Origin of the sequence: Polaromonas sp. AET17H-212 (assembly GCF_002379085.1) — a bacterium.
Taxonomy (GTDB): domain Bacteria; phylum Pseudomonadota; class Gammaproteobacteria; order Burkholderiales; family Burkholderiaceae_C; genus Polaromonas.
In genome coordinates, this window is record NZ_NBZW01000030.1 from 19,677 (window position 1) to 39,469 (window position 19,793).

At 66.6% G+C, this 19,793-nt stretch carries 18 protein-coding genes; 13 read left to right on the top strand and 5 right to left on the bottom strand.

Features of this window, described 5'->3' with window-relative positions:
• The first annotated feature begins 207 nt into the window (after window positions 1-207).
• Together B7G53_RS18770 and B7G53_RS18775 are read left to right on the top strand one after the other, a co-directional pair.
• Window positions 208-1,668, top strand: a complete 1,461-nt coding sequence (locus tag B7G53_RS18770; RefSeq protein ID WP_441339001.1) for an ammonium transporter — start codon at window positions 208-210, stop codon at window positions 1,666-1,668.
• Window positions 1,669-1,682: 14 nt separating this feature from the next.
• Window positions 1,683-2,147, top strand: coding sequence for a hypothetical protein (locus tag B7G53_RS18775; RefSeq protein WP_141396391.1), 465 nt, complete (start codon window positions 1,683-1,685; stop codon window positions 2,145-2,147).
• Between the two features lie 23 nt (window positions 2,148-2,170).
• Here the strand turns inward: B7G53_RS18775 and B7G53_RS18780 are convergent, their stop codons facing one another.
• A complete protein-coding gene (locus tag B7G53_RS18780) occupies window positions 2,171-4,462 on the bottom strand; it encodes a response regulator (RefSeq protein WP_096670535.1) in 2,292 nt (763 codons plus the stop codon).
• A 153-nt stretch (window positions 4,463-4,615) separates the two neighbouring features.
• On the opposite strand from B7G53_RS18780, the gene B7G53_RS18785 reads away from it, so the two are divergent.
• On the top strand, window positions 4,616-5,143 hold the full coding sequence (locus tag B7G53_RS18785) for a retropepsin-like aspartic protease family protein (protein WP_176491412.1): 528 nt from the start codon (window positions 4,616-4,618) through the stop codon (window positions 5,141-5,143).
• A gap of 321 nt (window positions 5,144-5,464) precedes the next feature.
• Here the strand turns inward: B7G53_RS18785 and B7G53_RS18790 are convergent, their stop codons facing one another.
• Together B7G53_RS18790 and B7G53_RS18795 are read right to left on the bottom strand one after the other, a co-directional pair.
• Window positions 5,465-7,225, bottom strand: coding sequence for a GMC family oxidoreductase (locus B7G53_RS18790; RefSeq protein WP_096670539.1), 1,761 nt, complete (start codon window positions 7,223-7,225; stop codon window positions 5,465-5,467).
• Window positions 7,226-7,376: 151 nt separating this feature from the next.
• Entirely contained in the window at window positions 7,377-8,894 is a 1,518-nt protein-coding gene (locus tag B7G53_RS18795; RefSeq protein ID WP_096670541.1) for a CoA-acylating methylmalonate-semialdehyde dehydrogenase, read from the bottom strand.
• 129 nt (window positions 8,895-9,023) lie between these two features.
• Between B7G53_RS18795 and B7G53_RS18800 the strand changes: the two genes are divergently transcribed.
• The 7 genes from B7G53_RS18800 (at window position 9,024) to B7G53_RS18830 (ending at window position 15,697) form a co-directional block, all read left to right on the top strand.
• On the top strand, window positions 9,024-10,010 hold the full coding sequence (locus B7G53_RS18800; protein ID WP_096670543.1) for a LysR family transcriptional regulator: 987 nt from the start codon (window positions 9,024-9,026) through the stop codon (window positions 10,008-10,010).
• Between the two features lie 226 nt (window positions 10,011-10,236).
• Window positions 10,237-11,391, top strand: a complete 1,155-nt coding sequence (locus tag B7G53_RS18805; protein WP_096670545.1) for an MlaE family ABC transporter permease — start codon at window positions 10,237-10,239, stop codon at window positions 11,389-11,391.
• Window positions 11,392-11,536: 145 nt separating this feature from the next.
• Entirely contained in the window at window positions 11,537-12,325 is a 789-nt protein-coding gene (locus B7G53_RS18810; RefSeq protein WP_096670547.1) for an ABC transporter ATP-binding protein, read from the top strand.
• Between the two features lie 36 nt (window positions 12,326-12,361).
• Window positions 12,362-13,315 carry an MlaD family protein gene (locus tag B7G53_RS18815; protein WP_096670550.1) on the top strand — a complete coding sequence of 318 codons (954 nt, stop codon included), beginning with the start codon at window positions 12,362-12,364 and terminating at the stop codon, window positions 13,313-13,315.
• Entirely contained in the window at window positions 13,312-14,016 is a 705-nt protein-coding gene (locus B7G53_RS18820) for an ABC-type transport auxiliary lipoprotein family protein (RefSeq protein ID WP_096670552.1), read from the top strand. The genes B7G53_RS18815 and B7G53_RS18820 overlap by 4 nt, the downstream gene beginning before the upstream one ends.
• Window positions 13,995-14,594 (top strand): cyclic nucleotide-binding domain-containing protein, encoded by a 600-nt coding sequence (locus tag B7G53_RS18825; RefSeq protein ID WP_096670554.1) that lies wholly within the window; start codon window positions 13,995-13,997, stop codon window positions 14,592-14,594. The genes B7G53_RS18820 and B7G53_RS18825 overlap by 22 nt, the downstream gene beginning before the upstream one ends.
• A 62-nt stretch (window positions 14,595-14,656) precedes the next feature.
• Complete coding sequence (locus B7G53_RS18830; protein WP_096670556.1) at window positions 14,657-15,697, top strand: DMT family transporter; 1,041 nt, start codon at window positions 14,657-14,659, stop codon at window positions 15,695-15,697.
• Between the two features lie 85 nt (window positions 15,698-15,782).
• Here B7G53_RS18830 and B7G53_RS18835 read toward each other — a convergent pair whose 3' ends face one another.
• On the bottom strand, window positions 15,783-16,421 hold the full coding sequence (locus B7G53_RS18835) for a MarC family protein (RefSeq protein ID WP_096670558.1): 639 nt from the start codon (window positions 16,419-16,421) through the stop codon (window positions 15,783-15,785).
• A gap of 123 nt (window positions 16,422-16,544) precedes the next feature.
• Window positions 16,545-17,291 (bottom strand): SDR family oxidoreductase, encoded by a 747-nt coding sequence (locus tag B7G53_RS18840; protein WP_096670560.1) that lies wholly within the window; start codon window positions 17,289-17,291, stop codon window positions 16,545-16,547.
• A 109-nt stretch (window positions 17,292-17,400) separates the two neighbouring features.
• Here B7G53_RS18840 and B7G53_RS18845 point away from each other — a divergent pair, with 109 nt between their 5' ends.
• The 3 genes from B7G53_RS18845 to B7G53_RS18855 are packed head-to-tail and all read left to right on the top strand — an operon-like array spanning window position 17,401 to window position 19,671.
• Window positions 17,401-18,003 (top strand): 2-hydroxychromene-2-carboxylate isomerase, encoded by a 603-nt coding sequence (locus B7G53_RS18845; RefSeq protein ID WP_096670562.1) that lies wholly within the window; start codon window positions 17,401-17,403, stop codon window positions 18,001-18,003.
• Window positions 18,004-18,063: 60 nt separating this feature from the next.
• Window positions 18,064-18,753, top strand: coding sequence for a dienelactone hydrolase family protein (locus tag B7G53_RS18850; protein ID WP_096670564.1), 690 nt, complete (start codon window positions 18,064-18,066; stop codon window positions 18,751-18,753).
• A 3-nt stretch (window positions 18,754-18,756) separates the two neighbouring features.
• Window positions 18,757-19,671: an amidohydrolase family protein gene (locus tag B7G53_RS18855; protein ID WP_096670566.1), complete on the top strand. Its 915-nt coding sequence runs from the start codon at window positions 18,757-18,759 to the stop codon at window positions 19,669-19,671.
• Window positions 19,672-19,793 lie beyond the last annotated feature (122 nt).

Sequence of the window (19,793 nt, forward strand, 5' to 3'; positions counted from 1 at the left end):
GTTGTGCTTGTGCGAGTTTGTCTCCTCGGCCCTCTGCGAGCAGCTTGGCTCGTATGCAGATCACTGAATGTAGTGTCCGCACCCCCATAGTGCATCGGGACTTTCCCTTCCCTGTGCCGGGTGCGGTGGAACAGGGCGCCGGCAGCATGGCACGACTTATGCCTGTTACGAGATGTTCGCTTCTTTCGGTACCTATCGGAAATCACCATGCACCACAAGCGGTTCGTCACATTGGGTTGGGGTCTCGGGCTGCTGTTGGCCGCCACATGGGCCGGGGCGCAGACGCCGGCGCCTGCAGAGGCCGCGTCCGCCGTACCGGCTGCCAGCGCGCCTGCCGAACCGGTGACGCCGGGGGTGGCCGCGCCGCCTGCTGCAACAGCGACCCCAGCCCCGGTCGCGGTCCCCGCCCCCCTGACCCGCCCGGGTCTGGTGGCCACCGATACCCTCAACGGCGCCGACACCGCCTGGATGATGACCTCGACGGCCCTGGTGCTCCTGATGACCTTGCCGGGCATCGCCTTGTTCTACGGCGGCATGGTGCGCAAGAAAAACGTGCTCAACACCATGGCCTGCGTGGTGGCCATTTGCGCGGTCGTCAGCCTGCTGTGGTTTGCCGTCGGTTACTCGCTGGCCTTCACGCCGGGCAGCGGCGCGCTGGGCCACTACATTGGCGGCGGCGAGCGACTCTGGTTTGCCGGATTGGACTATGTCAAGGACGCGCAGAAAGTCGCGGTCAGCCATATTGCGCCGAATATCCCCGAGTCGGTGTACGCGATGTTCCAGCTGACCTTTGCCATCATCACCGCGGCGCTGGTGGTGGGTGCCTTTGTGGAGCGCATGCGGTTTTCCGCGATGCTGTGTTTCATCAGCCTCTGGACCCTGGTTGTGTATGCGCCGATTGCGCACTGGGTCTGGGAACCCAATGGCTGGCTGGCCCAACTTGGGGCGCTCGATTTTGCCGGTGGTTCCGTGGTGCACATCAATGCCGGCGTGGCGGGACTGGTCTGTGCCTACGTGCTCGGACCGCGCCGCGGCTACGGCCGCGAGGCCTTCACGCCCTTCAACCTCGGCCTCACCATGGCCGGTGCCGGCATGCTCTGGGTCGGCTGGTTCGGCTTCAATGCCGGCTCCGCCGTGGCGGCCGACGGCCGGGCCGGGCTGGCGATGGCGGTGACGCACATTGCCGCTGCTGCCGGGGCCCTTTCATGGATGGCGGCCGAGTGGATGGTCCGCAAACGGCCCACCTTGCTCGGCCTGTGTTCGGGGCTGGTGGCCGGGCTGGTGGCCATCACCCCGGCGGCTGGCTTTGTCTCGCCCCGTGCGGCCCTGGCCATCGGGCTGATTGCCGGCGTGGCGTGCTACTGGGGCGCAACCGGTCTCAAACGCCTGCTCAATGCCGACGATTCCCTCGATGTGTTCGGCGTGCACGGTGTGGGCGGCATCGTCGGTTCGCTGCTGACCGGCGTGTTTGCCAGCAAAACCATCTCCGGCGTGGAGGGCAGCGTGCTGACCCAGGCCATCGGTGTCGGGGCCGTGCTGGGTTACAGCCTGCTCATGACGGCCGTGGTGCTCTGGATCACGTCGCTGGTCTTCAGCCTGCGGGTCAGTGACGGTTCGGAGTCCGACGGCCTGGACATTGCCCAGCACGCCGAGCGGATGGGCACCTGATGGAGGATCTTGCCATGCCTTCCAGCGAAAAAATTGCGATCGCGGCCCACCTGCATGTGTTGCTGCGCAGAAAGACCGGGCGGGTGACCGACACCGAGTGGATGGCGACCAACGCGGAATACGCGGCCGAAATCGTCCGCTTTTCGCGCGAGAAGGCAGTCGAAGATGGCCACATCGATCTTGGCGTCTGGGCCGACCGGCTCGCGGAAATCATGGCGTCTCCGGAGGCCAGACACCGCGCACCGCTGGTCAGGATGATGGCCGATGCCGTCAAGGAGCGCAGCGCGGCACCACCAGCGGCCGCTGCGCCGGTGCCGGACCGGCAAGGTGCCCGCTCGGTCAACACCGAGGAGGCGGTCTACCCCGAGTCGGGTTTCATCGAGTCCACGTTCGGCACCTTTTTTGGCGACAGCGAGAAACGCCGCGAGCGCGATCCGCGCGATCCGGATGCCCCGCGCTATGTGAAGGGGCTGCGCTGAGCGTGGGTGTGCCCCACGTTGCTTCAGCGTGGTACCGGCGCCAGCGTGAAGTAAAAACAGGCACCTTGCCCGGGTGTCGATGAGGCCCAGATACGTCCGCCATGGCGCGTGACAATCCGGCGGGCAGTGGCCAGGCCGATGCCGACACCGGCAAATTCGCCAGGGGCGTGCAGGCGCTGGAAGGCGGTAAACAGCTTGTCGGCATACGCCATGTCGAACCCGACGCCGTTGTCCCTCACGGAAAAAATCAACTCGCCATGGGTGCCCGGCGCGCAGCCCACCGTGATCTCGGCTTCCGCCCGCGTGGACGTGAACTTCCAGGCATTGCCCAGCAGGATGTTCAGCAAATGCAGCACCAGCCCGGCGTCGGCCTGCACGGCCGGCAAGGCCTGGACCCGGCTGGTCACATGGCGCTCCGGGTGCTGCTGCTGGAGCGATTTCAGAACCGAGCCGGCTATGGCGCCCAGGTCCACCTGCTCGCGGCGGGACTGCGTGCGCGACAGCTGCGCCAGCGCCAGCAGGCTGTCGGTCCGCTCGTTCATCTGGCTGACGCCGGCACGGATGCGCTGGAGGTAGTGCCTGCCGCGCTCGCTGATGCTGGCCGCCATTTCCTTTTCCAGCAGCCGGGACATGCCGTTGATGGCAATGTAGGGCTGGCGCAGGTCATGGGCCAGCGCCTGCGAAAAAGCCTGCAGCTCCAGGGTGGCCGCCGTGAGTTCGGCCGTGCGTTTTTCCACGCGGGTTTCCAGCTCCGCGTTGAGCTGCAGGATCTGCTGCTCGGCCAGTTTGCGCTCGGTGATGTCGCGCAGGATCACGCTGACCTGCACGTCGCCCTCGCTGTTCACATGCTGCGACGAGGAGGCCTCGGCCGGAAAGCGCGTGCCATCCCCGCGCACACAGACGAGTTCGCCGCGGAACCTGGCGGAGCGGCTGACCTGCATCATCAGCCCGGCCATGCGTGGATCGGTCCCGTCCACCAGGCCGGCGATGCCGGCTGCCCTGATGTGCTGCTCGCTCATCCCGAACATGGTGCATGCCGCCTGGTTGGCCGCGAGCACGGTGCCGTCGGGCAGGCTTTGCAGAAAGCCGTCCAGGCTGGTTTCGACCACCAGCCGGAAACGCTCCTCGCTGATGCGCAGGGTGTCCTCGGCGGCGAGCAGGCTGCGGTGACGGCGGGCCCGGCTCTGCGCCGCCGAGACCAGCGCTGCCGGAGAAACCGGCTTGGTGATGAAGTCATCCCCGCCTTGCCGGAGCGCCTGGGCCTGCCTGACCAGGCTGGTCTCGGCGGACAGGAAAATGATGGGCACCCGGACAAACTCGGGTTGTTGCCGGATCAGGGTGGCCAGTTCGATCCCGTTGCATTGCGGCATGTGGATGTCGCAGGTGATCAGGTCGGGCTGGAAATCGACCAGCGGCGCCATGACCCGGCAGGGTTCGGTGACGATGCAGGTCTGCATGCCAGCGGACTGCAACACGCCGGCATAAAAGGTTGCCAGTGCTTCGTCGTCCTCGATGATCAGGACCCGGTAGGGCTGCGTCGGCTCCGCAGAGGTGAGCTGGTCCAGCAGGGCGGTGATGGCCCGCACGTCCAGGGGCTGCGGGAAATACCCGGCTGCCCCGGCCCGCACGGCGGCCAGGCGGGTCTGGAAGTCCGTGCCGGCGCCCATGAGCAGCAGGGGCGCCCTGTCTTCGGTGGCCGGGCCGGGCGCGGCCAGCACCGGCCGCGTCACCAGGGAGTCAGCAGAAAAAGTGATGTCGGCAAGAATGGCCGCCGGCGCTTCCTGCAGCGCCGCCCGGTCGGCGGCAGCAGGCTGGGCAAACACGCGGACCTGGTAGCCGCCATGGCGCAACTGGTCGGCAAGCTGGCCTGCCGTGACCCCGTCGGGATCGATGAGGTGAAGCAGCCGAGCTGGCCCGGCGGGCTGTGGCACGACGGCCTCAGGGATGGCCGTGGGCGCCGCAGCCGGCATGTCAGTGGCAGGCTGGTCCGCGGCCGCCGCGGCTTTCAGCGCCTGCAGGCTGGTTTCCAGCGTGAGGCGGTCGTCGATGCCGGGAAAATCCGGAACGCCGATGTTTTCCGAGAGAAGTTTCTCGATCGCTGCCGCCGCTTCGCTGACGGCGGGAAAACCAAAGGTGCCGCCAGAGCCTGCCAGCTTGTGGGCCTGTGCCAGCACGGCCTCCTGGCCGCTGGGCCCGTCGGCGCCGCTGCCCAGCTGTCGCAGCACTGTTTCCAGCGCACGGATCTTTTCCGGCAGCCCGGCCGCATACAGCGCACGCTGGGTCTGCATGTAAAGGGCAAGGCTGGTGGTCGGCATCAGGGCTTTGGGGTTGTAAGGGGTGCTGGTCCATTATCGGGCTCGGGGCGACGTGGGTGGTGTTTTGTCTATCACCCGACGTATCATGGCCCCGGGATGCAGGGCGTCCTGAGTCCCTTCCGCACAGGCAACCACCCGTCAAGCCAACCACCCATGAGACAGCCGGACAGCAACAGCACGAAACAGGCCAGCCCGGCCGGTGCGGGCCTTCGGTGGGGGCCGCTGGTGATCCTGCTTTTCTGGCTGGTGGTCATGGGCGCCCTGTACGCCGTGATGCGCCAGGTGTTGAAGCCGCCGCCGCTGACCGTTTCAGTGAGCGGGGAGCTGGTGATTCCGCGCGCCCGGGACGGCCACTTTTACGCGCGGGGACAGGTCCATGGCCAGCCTGTCACTTTTCTGGTGGACACCGGCGCCTCGCTGGTGGTGGTCAGCCAGGAGTTTGCGCGGACCGCCGGCATGGCGCCGGGCGAGGCGACCACCTTCCGGACCGCCAGCGGCGAGCTGCAGGGCCGGATCGTCAAGGGTGTCACGGTGTCGGTCGGGCCGGCCAGCGTCTCGGGCACACGGGTCGGCGTGGGGCTGGTGGGGCCCGATCCCTCGGTGGCCTTGCTGGGGCAGAGCTTTCTGTCCCGGTTCGAAATTTTGCTTTCCGGGGACAACATGGTGCTGCGCGGCAAATAGGGGCCCTGGTTTTTGTTTTTGCGTTGAACCCGCTGCACCGACAAGCCACAGGTTCTCTCCCTGGCCGCCAAGCTGAAGACCGCACGGTAAATAAGTGACCACCACCCCGGTAATGGATGACTGACACCGGCGCAACGTCCCAAGATGACTTCTGTTCAGCTCTTCCGGCTGATGGCATGAGATGACGAGGCGGACCGCTGGGTCGCGCAGATCAAGAGCTGGATCAGCTGCGCCTGGGAGTTGCGTGCCAGCAAGCAGCGCGTTGATGGCGTGACCATCGCCGCCTTCATCGGGCAATAGCCGCAAGGTGGCGGCTTCGCCTTACACGCCGTCCCGTATCCACTGCGCGGCTTTTTCCGCAATCATCAGGGTCGGTGAATTGGTGTTGCCGCTGGTGATCAGCGGCATCACGCCGGCATCCACCACACGCAGCCCCGTCACCCCACGCACCCGCAGGTGGGCGTCGACGACGGCCAGCGGGTCGTCCGCCTTGCCCATTTTGGTGGTGCCCACCGGGTGGAAGATGGTGGTCGCAATGTCGCCGGCCAGCCGCGCCAGGTCGTCATCGCTCTGGAACTGCACGCCGGGACGGAACTCCTCGGGCTGGTAGCCGGCCAGGGCGCTCTGGCTGACGATGCGGCGCGTGACACGCAGGGAATCGGCCGCCACCTTGCGGTCCTCGGCGGTGCTGAGGTAGTTGGGCGCGATGGCGGGTGCGTCTTCAAAGTTGCCGCTCTTGATCTGAACCGAGCCGCGGCTCGTGGGGTTGAGGTTGCAGACGCTGGCGGTGAAGGCGTTGAAGTTGTGCAGCGGCTCGCCAAACGCGTCGAGCGACAGCGGCTGCACGTGGTACTCGATGTTGGGGTAGGGCTGGTCCGGCGAACTGCGCGTGAAGGCGCCCAGCTGCGATGGCGCCATGCTCATCGGGCCGGTCCGTTTGAACGCGTACTCGAGGCCGATTCTGGCCTTGCCCCACAGTGAGCTTCCCAGGGTGTTGAGCGTGAAGTTTTTCGCCTTGCTGCCCGCAAGAGAGTTGACCTTGTAGACCGAGCGGATCTGCAGGTGGTCCTGCAGGTTGGCGCCGACGCCGGGCAGGTCCACCAGCACCGGGATGCCGTGCTGTTGCAGCAGCGCCGCCGGGCCAATGCCCGAGAGCTGCAGGATTTGCGGCGAGCCTATGCTGCCGGCGCTCAGGATGACCTCGCCGAGCTTGCCCTGCGCCTTGCCGGAGTCGCGCGTGGCAAAGGCCGTCACACGCTCCTCGCCGGTCCAGACCTCGACGCCGGTGCAGCGCTGGTTGCCGTCGTCCTGGCGCTCGACAACGAGTTTGCAGACCTGCGCGCTGGTCCACATCTCGAAATTGGGACGTGCAAAACAGGTCGGACGCAAAAACGCCTTCGCGGTGTTCCAGCGCCAGCCGCTTTTCTGGTTGACCTCGAAATAACCGACACCTTCGTTGTTGCCGCCGTTGAAGTCGTCGGTGGCCGGAATGCCCGCCTGCTGCGCCGCTGCAGAAAACGCGTCGAGGATGTCCCAGCGCAGGCGCTGCTTTTCCACCCGCCACTCGCCGCCCATCTTGCGTGCCAGGCCTTCGCTGGTGGCGTGCTGGCTCTTGTGGCCATGCAGGCGCCGGAAGTTCTCATTGACCACTGCCTCGGCCTGGCCTTTGGGGACATCGAGTTTGTAGTGGTCCTCGTGTTTGCGAAAGCCCGGCAGCACCTGGTCCCAGGCCCATGTGTCGTCGCCGGTGAGTTCGGCCCAGCGGTCGTAGTCGCGCGCCTGGCCGCGCATGTAAATCATGCCGTTGATGCTGGAGCAGCCGCCCAGCGTCTTGCCGCGCGGGTAACGCAAGGTGCGGCCATTCAGGCCGGCGTCGGGTTCGGTGTTGTAGAGCCAGTCGGTGCGCGGGTTGCCGATGCAGTACAGGTAACCGACCGGGATGTGGATCCAGTGGTAGTCGTCCTTGCGGCCGGCCTCGATCAGCAACACACGTTTGGACGCATCGGCGCTCAGGCGGTTGGCCAGCAGGCAGCCGGCGGTGCCGCCCCCGACGATGATGTAGTCAAAGATGTTTTCGTTCATGCGCCTTGTCTCGCTGCTCTTCTCTGTAATGTGGTCGGATTTGCCTGGCGCCATCTAGCCTCAGTGCGCCTCAAGCCAGCGCGGACTGGCTTCGCCATTCCGCAGATGGCGCCCCCTGAGGGGGAGGCGGCCAAAGGCCGCTTCGGGGGGGCTACTTCGCCGTCGGCATGACAAACTCCGCACCCTTGCCAATGCTCTCGGGCCAGCGCTGCATGATGGACTTCTGCTTGGTGTAGAAACGCACGCCTTCCTCGCCGTAGGCATGCATGTCGCCGAACAGGCTTTTCTTCCAGCCGCCAAAGCCGTGCCAGGCCATGGGCACGGGAATCGGCACGTTGATGCCGACCATGCCGACCTGGATGCGGCGCGAAAATTCACGCGCTACATTGCCGTCGCGGGTGAAGCAGCTCACGCCGTTGCCGAACTCGTGGGCGTTGATCAGGTTCACCGCTTCGGCCAAATCCTTCACGCGCACGCAGCCCAGCACCGGGCCGAAAATTTCTTCCTTGTAGATGCGCATGTCGGGCGTCACATGGTCGAACAGCGTGCCGCCCATCCAGAAGCCCTGGTCGCAACCTGGGCCCGCGCTTTGGCCGGTGAAGCCGCGGCCGTCGACCAGCAGTTTGGCGCCTTCCTTGACGCCGGTGTCGATGTAGCCGGTGATGCGGCTGTGCGCCGCGGCCGTCACGATGGGACCCATCTCGGCATCGAGCTCGACCCCGTTCTTGACGACCAGGGTTTTGGCGCGTGCGGCCAGCATGGGAACGAGTTTGTCGGCGACATTGCCGACCAGCACCGCCACCGAGATCGCCATGCAACGCTCGCCGGCCGAGCCGTAACCGGCACCTATCAGGGCATCCACCGCCTGCTCCAGGTCGGCGTCGGGCATGACCACCATGTGGTTCTTCGCGCCGCCCAGCGCCTGCACACGTTTGCCGTGGTGCGCGCCGGTTTCATAGATGTAGTTGGCAATTGGCGTGGAGCCGACGAAAGACACGGCCTTCACGTCCGGGTGCACCAGCAGGGCGTCCACCGCTTCCTTGTCGCCCTGCACGACGTTGAACACACCGTCGGGCAGGCCGGCCTGCTTGAGCAGCTCGGCCATGTACAGGCTGGCGCTCGGGTCGATCGGGCTGGGCTTGAGGACAAAGCAGTTGCCGGCGGCAATCGCCACCGGGAACATCCACATCGGCACCATCACCGGGAAGTTGAAGGGTGTGATGCCGGCGACCACGCCGAGCGGCTGGCGCAGCGTCCAGTTGTCGATGCCGGTGCTGACCTGGTCGGTGAAGTCGCCCTTGAGCAGCTGCGGAATGCCGCAGGCGAACTCGACGATGTCGATGCCGCGCGCGACCTCGCCCTGGGCATCGGTGAAGACCTTGCCGTGTTCGGCGGTGATCATGTGGGCCAGGGTGTCCTTGTTCCGATTCAGTAGTTCGAGGAACTTGAACATCACGCGTGCCCGGCGAATGGGCGGCGTGTCGGCCCAGGCCGGGAAGGCGGCCTGGGCCGCGCTGACGGCAGTGGCCACCTCGCTGGCATTGGCCAGCGCCACGCGGCCGGTCACGGCACCGGTGGCGGGGTTGAAGACGTCCTGCGCGCGGCCGGAGTTGCCGGGCACGGCGCGTCCGTTGATGGCGTGGCCGATGGCCTGGATGCTGCTGTTCATATTTGGGCGGCTCATATCATTCATGGGGCGGTCTCCTGCAATTAACCTGTAATTAATCCAATAGATTAGCGGACTGGACAAGCTTTTGCTACTTTGAATTTCTCAAAAGTGTTATAAATATTTCTAATAATGGACATCCAGACACTCCGGATTTTTGTGGCGGTGGCCCGCGAGGGCAGCCTGTCGCGCGCTGCCGACAAGCTGGCCCTGACCCAGCCGGCCGTCAGCCTGCAGATTAAAGGCCTGCAAGCTGCCACGGGGCTGACACTGTTCAAGCGCAGCGCGCAGGGCATGAACCTGACGCGCGACGGCGCAGCCCTGCTGCCGCTGGCCGAAAAAGTGCTGGCCGCGCAGAACGACTTCAGGAACGCCGCCGCCCGCCTGCATAGCCAGGTGCGCGGCCGGCTGCGCATCGGCACCATTCTCGACCCCGAGTTCACCCGGCTCGGGGCTTTCCTGAAGGTGCTGGTGGAAACCGCGCCCCAGGTGGAAACCGAACTGCGCCAGGCCATGAGCGGCGAGGTGCTGGCGCAAATCGACCGGGGCGAGCTCGACGTGGGCTTCTACCTCGGCACGCCGGCCCACCCGCTGGGCGAGACCCGTGATTTTGTGAAAAATCAGGCTGCAGCCCTTTCCACACAAGCGCCAGCAGCGCTACCTTCAGGAGCGGACCTGGCCCAGGAGCGGCCGGCGCGTTTCGCCGTCCGGGAACTGACGCACTTCACCTACCGGGTGCTGGCCCCCGCCGGCTGGGGGCCGCAGGTACGCGGCAAGGACTGGAAAGCGCTGGCGGGCCTGCCCTGGATTGCCACGCCGCCCGCCTCGGCGCATCACCGGCTGCTGGCCAGTGTGTTTGGCCCGCTGGGCGTCGAACCGCACCGGGTGGCGCTGGTGGACCAGGAGGCGTCGATGCTGGACCTGGTCAAGTCCGGGGTGGGCCTGAGCCTGGTGCGCGACTCGATCGCGATCCGCGAGTCGCATGCCGCCGGCCTGGTGATTGCCGACCAGGTCAGCCTGCAAAGCGTGCTGAGTTTTGTCAGCCTGAGCGCGCAGCGCCAGGCGCCGGTGGTGGCCAGCGCCTGGCAGGCGATCGAGGCGGTCTGGGGCGCGGAATGATTCCCGCGCTGGCCGGATGCCCACACGGTCCTGGGCCATCCCGGCAAGCCGCATTCTTCGCGCCCTCGCTGTAGGACAGGGCAGGGTATCGATTGGGGAGAAATGCTGTAGTGCCCACGCCGGTGGCTGGATTAATATGTATTCAGTGGGCAGTCGTCACGCAGGTGGACCCGATGCCCGCCCTGTTTCGCCCATCGATCCCAAGCCGCTTGCACCTATCGACCACATGCCATCTCCGGAGGACGACGCCGCGCGCGAATCTGCTCCGCACATTGACCCGCAAGACACGCCCGAAGGCGCGTGTTACCTGGTGCTGGGTCCATGGACGGCCGCCGAGCTGACGGCCCAGCCGGCGTGGCAGGCACTGACGCTCCAGCTGAATGCGCTGGATGCTGCGGTGGCCAGTACGGCCCTGTGGGACTTGCGCCAGATCGGCCAGCTCGACCATCTGGGCGCACAGGTGTTGTGGGACCACTGGGGCCGGCAATGGCCTGACCAGCTGGAGGTCCTGCCGCCCCAACGCGCGGTGCTGGACCGCGTGGCCCAGTTCAGTACCGACCGGCCCGAACCGCCGGCCCCGGGTTGGCGGGAGTCTTTTCTGTCGCTGGGCGAAGGCGTTCTGCAGGTGGTGGATCACGGCGCCGATCTGCTGGCCCTAGTGGGCCGGCTGTTGCTGAACCTCGTCAAACTTGTCAGGAATCCGCGCGAAGGCCCCTGGCGCGACCTGTCCGGCCACCTGTACCACATCGGTGCGACGGCCTTGCCCATCACCGCACTGGTCGGCTTCCTGATCGGTGTGGTGCTCGCCTACCTGATCTCGCAGCAGTTGCGCCAGTTCGGCGCCGACGCCTTCATCGTCAACATCCTGGGCATCTCCCTGATCCGTGAACTCGGGCCGGTGCTCGCCGCCATTTTGATCGCCGGCCGTTCCGGCTCGGCCATCACGGCACAGATCGGCGTGATGCGTGTCACCGAAGAACTCGATGCCATGCGTGTGATGGGCATTGCGCACAGCTACCGGCTGGTCATGCCGCGCGCCATGGCGCTGGCCATCGTGATGCCGCTGATCAGCGTCTGGACCACCATCGCGGCCCTGCTGGGCGGCATGCTGGCCGCCGACCTCGTCATGGGCGTGACGCCGTCCTTTTTCATCGATGCCCTGCCGGAGGCGGTGGATGCCGCCAACCTGACGCTGGCCACCGCCAAGTCGGTGGTGTTTGGCGTGCTGATTGCACTGATCGGCTGCCATTTCGGTCTGCGCGTCAAACCCAACACCGAAAGCCTGGGCCAGGGCACCACGGCGTCGGTGGTCACCTCGATCACGGTCGTCATCCTGGTCGATGCACTTTTTGCAGTGTTGTTCAAGAGTATCGGTATATGAACAGGCCCCCACGTTCGCTCACTGCGTGTAGCTCTCTGCCCCCCGAGGGGGCCGCTGCGCCTGCGGCCCGGCAAAGCCGGTTCCGTGGCCCCTGCTTGAAGTGGGGAACCCTCCCGTCATTCGGAACAACGCCGGGACGTGCGCGATGAGTGACACCATTGTGGACATCCGTGATCTGTGGACCGTGTTCACAAGCGGCAAGAAAGAGGCCGTCATTCACCAGGACCTGAACCTGCGCATCGAGCGCGGCGAGTTCATGTCGCTGGTCGGCGGCTCGGGGTCGGGCAAGACCGTGCTGCTGCGCGAGATGCTGGGGCTGGAAGTGCCGACCCGCGGCGAGATCACCGTGCTGGGCAAGCCGGCCGCCGAACTGGGCAAGCGCGGCGCCGCGCGCCGCGTCGGCATGCTGTTCCAGCAGGGCGCGCTGTTTTCGGCCTTCACCGTGCTGGAAAACATTGCCTTCCCGCTGCGCGAGCTCAAGACCCTGCCGGACGCGCTGATCCGCGAGGCGGCCATGGTCAAGCTGCAAATGGTTGGCCTGGCGCCCGAACATGCGGACAAGATGCCCGCCGACCTGTCCGGCGGCATGGTCAAGCGGGTGTCGCTGGCACGCGCCCTGATCATGGACCCGCCGCTGCTGCTGCTCGACGAGCCGACCGCCGGGCTGGACCCGGAAAGCTCCGACAGCTTCTGCGCCCTGCTGCGTTCGCTGCACCGCGACATGGAACTCACGGTGGTGATGGTCACGCACGACCTGGACACGCTGTTCGAGCTCAGCACGCGCATTTCCGTGCTGGCCGACAGGCAGGTCATTGTCAGCGGCCCGCCCCGGGACGTGATTGCCTTTCCCCACCCCTTTATCCGCCACTTTTTTCTCGGCGAACGGGGCCAGCGCGCGATGGAACTGCTGCGCGAATACCCGTTTATCGTCTGACCATGAGCCCGGTCAGCAATTTTCAGGAGCATTGAGATGGAAAACAAAGCCCATGCCATGGCCGCCGGCGCTTTTGTGCTGGTGGTGGCCGCGCTGCTGGCGCTGCTGGCCGTCTGGCTGACACGCGACAACGGCGAGCGCCACCTGTACGAGCTGTCCACGCGCGAGACGCTCTCGGGCCTGCAGCCGCAGGCGCAGGTGCGCTTTCGCGGCGTGCCGGTCGGCAAGGTCGAGTTCATCGGTTTTGACCACAAGACCAAGGGCAATGTGCTGGTGCGCATTTCGGTCGATGTCGGCACACCGCTGACCCAGTCGACCTTTGCCACCGTGAGCTCCCAGGGCGTCACCGGGCTGGGTTTCATCCAGCTCGAAGACGACGGCCCCTCGACCGTGCTCCTGGTGCCCAACGACGACGACCCGCCGCGCATCCCGCTCAAGCCGGGGCTGCTCGACAAGCTGCTCGGCAAAAGCGAGGCGATCATGGACCAGGTCGAGGCGGCCAGCACCAAACTCAACAAGCTGCTGGGCGACGGCAACCAGCAGGCGCTGATGAGCGCGGTCCAGCAGTTCGGCCAGGCGGCCGACAGCCTCAACAAGGTGGCCCTGAAGCTGGACCCGGTGGTGGCTTCGCTGCCCAAGCTGAGCCAGGAGGCCAGCGTCACCATGAAGTCGCTCAAGACCGCGGCCGACGATGTGTCCAAAACCGCCATCGACGTGGGCACCACGGCCGAGCGCCTCAACGCCAAGGGCGGGCCCCTCGACAAGCTGGCCGAAGGCGGTGCCGCCCTCGCGACCACGGTGGAGACCTTCAGCGCAGCCACCCTGCCGCGGCTCGGTGAGGTGGCCGAGGAAACCGCCCGTGCCATGCGCCAGCTCCGGCGCACCGTCAACGCGGTGGACGACAACCCGCAGTCGCTGATTTTCGGCAATGGCCCGCCCACGCCCGGCCCGGGTGAGACCGGCTTTACCGCTCCCGGAGGAAAACCATGAATCCTGTAAACGCTTTCAACGCTATAAATACAGTAGCTGTCAACGATCGCCAGTCAAGGGCTGGAGGCCGATTTGGCTTGATGCTGCTGGTGGCACTGGCACTCGGTGCCTGCTCGGCCCTGCCCGACAAGCCGCTGCGCGCCGCGCTCTACGACTTCGGGCCCGGCCTGCTCAGCACGCCGCCCGCGACGCGGCAGGCGCCGCTGCCGCCGTTGGCACTCAGCGACATCGCGACGCCCGGCGGCGCACTCGACAACCAGGCGGTGCTGTACCGGCTGGCCTACGCCGATGCGCAGCAATTGCGGCCTTACTCGCAGGCGCGCTGGAGCATGCCGCCCGCGCAACTGGTGCGCCAGCGCCTGCGCGAGACGCTGGGTCGAGATCGGGCCGTCTTCAACGCCGGGGAGGGGCCGGCCCTGAACCGTAGCGCGGGGCTGGGGGCGACGCCACGCACGCTGCAGCTGCAGCTCGAGGAGTTCAGCCACCTGTTCCAGTCGCCCGGCAGCAGCACCGGCCTGGTGCGGCTGCACGCCACCTTGGTGGAGAACACGCCGAGCGGCGAAAAACTGCTGGCCCAGCGCTACTTCACGGTCCAGCGTCCGGCGACCAGCGCCGACGCGCCCGGCGGTGTGCGCGCGCTGACCGCGGCGACCGACGCCGCCATCGAGGAGATCGCGCAATGGCTTCAGCAAACTCCCTGAACACCGCCGCGCCGCCGTCGGGCGCGGAGGCCGCTGCCCTGGAAGACCAGCTGCGGCAGGCCGGGCTGGAAGTGCTGGGCAGCTGCCAGAAGATGTCCGGCCGCGGCCCGGCGCTGCTGCAGCACTCGGCCTTGCTGGAAGACTTCACCCTGAAGGAACTCGACACGCTCGGTGAAGCCATGCTGCTGATCCGCGCGCAGCCCGGGCAGGTGCTGATCGCCGAGGGGGATGCTGGCGACTGGATGCTGTTGCTGCTCAGCGGTACCGTGGATGTGACCAAAACCACCCCGGCGGACGACGACGACCCGGATGCGCATGAAAACAGGTCCCGCCTCGGCGTGACCACCGAGGGCGCCGCCCTCGGCGAGATGTCGATGTTCGACCGCGACGTGCGTTACGCCACCTGCACCGCCATCGACGCGGTGGAGGCCGCGGTGCTGAGCCGCGCCGCCATCGGGCAACTGATCCGCCAGCACCCCGGCGTCGGCGCCAAGCTGATGGTCAAGATCACCCAGTTGCTGGCCCAGCGGCTGCGCAACACCAGCAACCGCCTGGTCCGGTTGCTGCAAAAAAAATAGCTGGGTGCGCCCGCCGGTGTGGGGGTGGAGGCTGATTTGATTGATTTCTTGAGGAGGCATGCATGAACACACCGGCCTTGCGCGGTGGCCTGCTGGCCCTGCTGGCGGCGACACTGTTCGGTGTCAGCACGCCGCTGGTGCAGTACTTGGGCCTGGGCTTGGGGCCGCTGACCACGGCCGCCCTGCTGTACGCCGGCGCCGCACTGGCCGGCGCGCTGCTCAGGAAAGGCCGCCAGCAAGAGGCCCGGCTGCGGCGCAGCGATGGGTGGCGTTTGCTGGCGGTGGTGGTCTTCGGAGCGGTGGTCGGGCCGGTGGCGCTGGCCTGGGGCCTGCAGCGAACCAGCGGCGCCAGTGCCTCCCTCATGCTGACCCTGGAGGCGCTGTTCACGGCGCTGCTGGCCTGGCGGCTTTACCGTGAAACCCTGGGTGCACGCGTCTGGGTCGCCATGGCGCTGTTGCTGGCCGGCGGGGCCGTGCTGGTGCTGGACCAGGCCCGCCTCGGCGGCGCCCAACTGGCCGGCCTGCTCGCCGTGCTGGTGGCCACGGCCGCCTGGGGCATGGACAACACCCTGTCACGCGCGCTCGCCGAGCGCGACCCGGGCCAGGTGGTGCTGGTCAAGGCGGCGCTGGGCGCCACCGTCACGGCGCTGCTCGCGCTGGCGTTTGCCGAACCGGCGCCCGCGCTGGCGGCGGCCGCCGGCTTGCTGGCGGTCGGCGCCACCGGCTACGGCCTGAGCCTGCGCTTTTACCTGCTGGCGCAGCGGGCCTTCGGGGCTGCCCGCACCGGTTCGGTTTTCGCCTTCGCGCCTTTCATCGGTGCGGTGTTTGCGCTGGCCCTGGGCGACCGCTCGGTCAGCGCCTGGATGGGCGCTGGCGGGCTGTTGATGCTGGGCGGCGTGTTGCTGCACCTGATGGAATCCCACGGCCATGCGCACAACCACACGGCCATGGACCATGAACATGCGCACGACCATGCCGATGGCCACCACACCCACACCCACGCGCCGACGCCCGAGGGGACGCACAGCCACCCGCACCACCACGAGCCGCTGGAGCACGCCCATCCGCATGTGCCCGATGCGCACCACCTGCATCGTCACTGAGCCGGTTGAGCGTGACGGCAGTGCTGTCCTGCTATTAAAAAGGTAGCTTGCTGCGACCGCCTCGCATGGGCTGGCGGCGGATTTGCTACAGGCCGCGGCCGAGGATGGGAAACAGCTTGAGCAGTCCGCCGGTCATCACCTCGATCGCCAGCGCGGCCAGGATCAGACCCATGAGCCGCGTCATCACGTTGATGCCGGTCTTGCCGAGCACGCGCGCAATCGGGTGGGCCAGCGCGAAACAGACGGCCGTGGCCAGGCCGATCACCACGCCGTAGCCGACCAGCATGCCGAGCTGGAGAAGGTTCTGGGCCTTTTCGGCGTAGATCACCACCGTGGACATGGTGGCTGGGCCGGTGAGCAGGGGAATGGTCAGCGGCACCACGGCAATGCTCGCGCCCATGGCGGCTTTTTCCGCGCCGTCTTCGAGCTCATGGGTGTTTGGCTTGGCCTCGGCCGGCTGCGCGTTGAGCATGTTCATGGAACTGATCAGGAGCAGCATGCCGCCACCGACCTGGAAGCTGGCCAGCGAGATGCTGAAGAACTCGAGGATCTGCAAACCCAGCAGCGCGCTGGTGGCGATCACCAGGAAGGCGCTGAACGAGGCGATGACGATGGTGCGCCGCCGCTGCTCCGTCGAAAATCCCCGCGTGTAATGAATGAAAAACGGCACGATGGCCAGCGGGTTGACGATGGCCAGCAGGGTAACAAGCGGTTTAAAGTCCATCGTTGCTCCCAAAAGGCGATTCAAATACCAGCCGGGGCCGCGGAACCGGCTTCGCCGGGCCGCAGGCGCAGCGCCCCCTCGGGGGGCAGCGACGTACACGCAGTGACGAGCGTGGGGGCCACGTCACCTGCCTCCACCAATGTCCAGCAGCGCGCCGGTGGTGTAGCTCGAGCCCTTGCCGAGCAGCCAGACAATGCCTTGCGCCACTTCGTCGGCGCTGCCCGCCCGCTGCATGGGCACCTGCGGCGCCAGGTCGCGCGCGCGGTCGGGCAGGCCGCCCGAGGCATGGATGTCGGTGTCAATGATGCCGGGCCGCACCGCATTGACGCGTATGCCTTCGGCCGCCACCTCTTTGGCCAGCCCGATGGTGAAGACGTCCACCGCGCCCTTGGCGGCGGCGTAGTCCACATACTGGCCGGGGGCGCCCAGCCGTGCGGCCACGCTGGAGACATTGACGATGGCACCGCCCGCGCCGCCATAACGCGTGCTCATGCGTTTGACCGCTTCACGCGCGCAGACCATGGTGCCGATCACGTTGATGTCGAACATGCGCTTGAGGCGCGCCACGCTCATGCCGTCCACCCGCGCGGTCTGGTCCACCACGCCGGCGTTGTTCACCAGCGCCGTCAGCCGGCCGAGCTTGGCATCGACCTTTTCAAACATGGCCAGTACCTGGCTTTCCTCGGCCACGTCGGCCTGCACCGTGATCGCCGTGCCGCCGCCCTGGCGGATCTGCCGCACCACCTCGTCGGCAGCGAGCGAGTTGGTGGTGTAGTTGACGGCCACGGCGTAGCCGGCGCGGGCGGCCTGCAGGGCGGTGGCGGCGCCTATGCCGCGCGAGCCGCCGGTGATCAGAACAATGTTGGACAAATCCGGTCTCCAGCAAAAAAATGCAATCCCGGTTACAAACCGGGTTGACCCGAATCTACCTCAATCGGCCGCAGCGGCCGGAAAAACTGCATCCCCACTGGAGACACCCTTGAGCACCACCATCGACTATTACTTCACGCCGCAAAGCCCCTGGACCTACCTGGGCCACCAGCGGTTTGCGCAGATCGCCAGCGCAGCCGGTGCGGCGGTGCGGGTGCTGCCGGTGGATTTCGGCAAGGTTTTTCCGGTCTCCGGTGGCCTGCCGCTGGGCCAGCGTGCGCCGCAGCGCCAGGCCTACCGGCTGGTGGAGCTGCAGCGTTTCAGCGAACACCTGCAGCTGCCGATCAACCGCCAGCCCAAATTTTTTCCCGTGGGCGGTGACCCCGCCGCGCGGCTGATCACCGCGGTGGACCAGACCGACGGCAGCGCCGCTGCCATGGCGCTGGCCGGCGCGATTTTCAAGGCGGTCTGGGTGGAAGAGCGCAACATTGCCGACGACCAGATGCTCGCGGAGATCCTGCAGGAATGCGGCCTGGAGGCCGAACGCCTGGCCCAGTCGCACAGCCCGGCCATCCAGCAGCTGTATGAAACCCGCACCCAGCAGGCCATCGATGCGGGGGTGTTTGGCGCACCCAGTTATGTCGTGGATGGCGAGATTTTCTGGGGCCAGGACCGGCTGGAGCTGCTTGAGAAAAAACTTGCCGCCAAGTAAATTGAAGTTGAAATTGAAAAATTGAAGCCTTAACCAGCAACTGAACAGGAGATTTCCGCCATGGGCAAATTCATCGACCTCACTTCCGCCGACGGTTTTGTTTTTCCAGCCTACGTGGCCGAGCCGGCCGGCACGCCGAAAGCCGCCGTGGTGGTGCTGCAGGAAATTTTCGGCGTCAATTCGCACATCCGCTCGGTCGCCGACGGTTACGCGGCGGCCGGTTACCTGGCGGTGGCGCCGGCCACCTTCCACCGTGTCCGGCCGGGTGTGGACATTGGCTACACCGACGCCAACATGAAAACCGGGATGGAGCTCAAGGCCGCAGTGGAAGCCCTGCCAGCACCCGGCGTGTTGCAGGACATCCAGGCGGCCATCCAGCACGCGGCGAAAAGCACGGGCGGCAAGGTCGGCATCGTTGGTTATTGCTGGGGCGGCCTGCTGACCTGGCGCGCGGCCTGCACGCTGTCCGGCCTGTCGGCGGCCGTGCCCTATTACGGCGGCGGCATGACGGTGGGCGAGGAGCCGGCGCGCCAGCTGGCCTGCCCGGTGATGGTGCACTTCGGCGACCAGGACCACTGGATTCCGCTCGACACCGTCGAAGCTTTCAAAAAAGCCCAGCCCGGTGTCGAGGTGCATGTCTACAAAGCCAACCACGGCTTCAACTGCGACCAACGCGGCTCGTACAACGAGGCGGCGGCCACCCTGGCGAAGCAGCGCACCTTGGCATTTTTCGCCGGCCACCTGGGCTGAACCATGGGCCGCCCGCGCTTCAGGTGCTTTTGGCCTTTGGCCCTTGACTGGCGGGCACCAGCGGCTCTGCTTTTGGTAGCATTTTCGGCGACCGCCCAGGCGGCCGACTACAGCGGCCCGCTGTTCGATGCGCACCTGCATTACAACGAGGAGGCCTGGAACGGCAGCGTCGGCCCCCATGGTCCCGCCGATGTGCTGGCGCGCATGCAGCGCAACGGCGTCAAGGCCATCGTCGCCAACTCGCGGCCCAACGACGGCACCAAGGCGCTGGCGGCCTCGGAGCAGACGGCGCGCGCCGGTGTGACCGTGGTGCCTTTCATCCGTCTGTACCGCAACCGCGCCGACTACGACAACTGGTTTCGCGACGAGACGATTTACGAGATGGTGCAGGCCGAGTTTGCGCGCGGCGTCAGCGGCGCCCAGGCCGGGCCCTACAAGGGCATTGGCGAATTCCATCTGTACGACAGCGCCAACGCCAACGGACCGGTCGCGAAAAAGCTGATGCAGTTCGCCGAGAAAAACAAACTCGCGGTGCTCTCGCATGTGGACGATGTGGCGATCGACCTGCTGATGGCGCATGCACCCAACGCCCGGCTGATCTGGGCGCACACCGGCATCAGCGGCGCCCCTGTGGCGCGGGTGGAGGCGCTGCTGGCCCGCTACCCGACGCTGATGGGCGAGCTGTCCTACCGGCCCGGCCTGACCTGCGACGCCGGCAAGCTGTGCCCCGAGTGGCGCGCCTTGCTGCTCAAATACCCGGGCCGATTCATGATCGGCTCGGACACCTGGGTCAACCAGCGCTGGCAGTACTACGACGAACTCATGAAGGGTTACCGCAGCTGGCTCGGCGATTTGCCGCCCGACGTGGCGCGGAAAATCGCCTGGGACAATGGCGCGACTCTGTTTGGCGTGAAATGAAGAGAACTCTCCCCACCATCGCAATTTTCCGCCAGACGTGCTGCCAGCCCAGCCGGGGCCGCGGAGCCGGCTTTGCCGGTCCGCAGGCGCAGCGCCCCCTCGGGGGGCAGCGAGCTACACGC

Bases quoted from the DNA above. Each gene is read 5' to 3' on its own strand.
- B7G53_RS18770 (WP_441339001.1), top strand. From the start codon at position 208: ATGCACCACAAGCGGTTCGTCACATTGGGTTGGGGTCTCGGGCTGCTG.
- B7G53_RS18775 (WP_141396391.1), top strand. From the start codon at position 1,683: ATGCCTTCCAGCGAAAAAATTGCGATCGCGGCCCACCTGCATGTGTTG.
- B7G53_RS18780 (WP_096670535.1), bottom strand. From the start codon at position 4,462: ATGCCGACCACCAGCCTTGCCCTTTACATGCAGACCCAGCGTGCGCTG.
- B7G53_RS18785 (WP_176491412.1), top strand. From the start codon at position 4,616: ATGAGACAGCCGGACAGCAACAGCACGAAACAGGCCAGCCCGGCCGGT.
- B7G53_RS18790 (WP_096670539.1), bottom strand. From the start codon at position 7,225: ATGAACGAAAACATCTTTGACTACATCATCGTCGGGGGCGGCACCGCC.
- B7G53_RS18795 (WP_096670541.1), bottom strand. From the start codon at position 8,894: ATGAACAGCAGCATCCAGGCCATCGGCCACGCCATCAACGGACGCGCC.
- B7G53_RS18800 (WP_096670543.1), top strand. From the start codon at position 9,024: ATGGACATCCAGACACTCCGGATTTTTGTGGCGGTGGCCCGCGAGGGC.
- B7G53_RS18805 (WP_096670545.1), top strand. From the start codon at position 10,237: ATGCCATCTCCGGAGGACGACGCCGCGCGCGAATCTGCTCCGCACATT.
- B7G53_RS18810 (WP_096670547.1), top strand. From the start codon at position 11,537: ATGAGTGACACCATTGTGGACATCCGTGATCTGTGGACCGTGTTCACA.
- B7G53_RS18815 (WP_096670550.1), top strand. From the start codon at position 12,362: ATGGAAAACAAAGCCCATGCCATGGCCGCCGGCGCTTTTGTGCTGGTG.
- B7G53_RS18820 (WP_096670552.1), top strand. From the start codon at position 13,312: ATGAATCCTGTAAACGCTTTCAACGCTATAAATACAGTAGCTGTCAAC.
- B7G53_RS18825 (WP_096670554.1), top strand. From the start codon at position 13,995: ATGGCTTCAGCAAACTCCCTGAACACCGCCGCGCCGCCGTCGGGCGCG.
- B7G53_RS18830 (WP_096670556.1), top strand. From the start codon at position 14,657: ATGAACACACCGGCCTTGCGCGGTGGCCTGCTGGCCCTGCTGGCGGCG.
- B7G53_RS18835 (WP_096670558.1), bottom strand. From the start codon at position 16,421: ATGGACTTTAAACCGCTTGTTACCCTGCTGGCCATCGTCAACCCGCTG.
- B7G53_RS18850 (WP_096670564.1), top strand. From the start codon at position 18,064: ATGGGCAAATTCATCGACCTCACTTCCGCCGACGGTTTTGTTTTTCCA.
- B7G53_RS18855 (WP_096670566.1), top strand. From the start codon at position 18,757: ATGGGCCGCCCGCGCTTCAGGTGCTTTTGGCCTTTGGCCCTTGACTGG.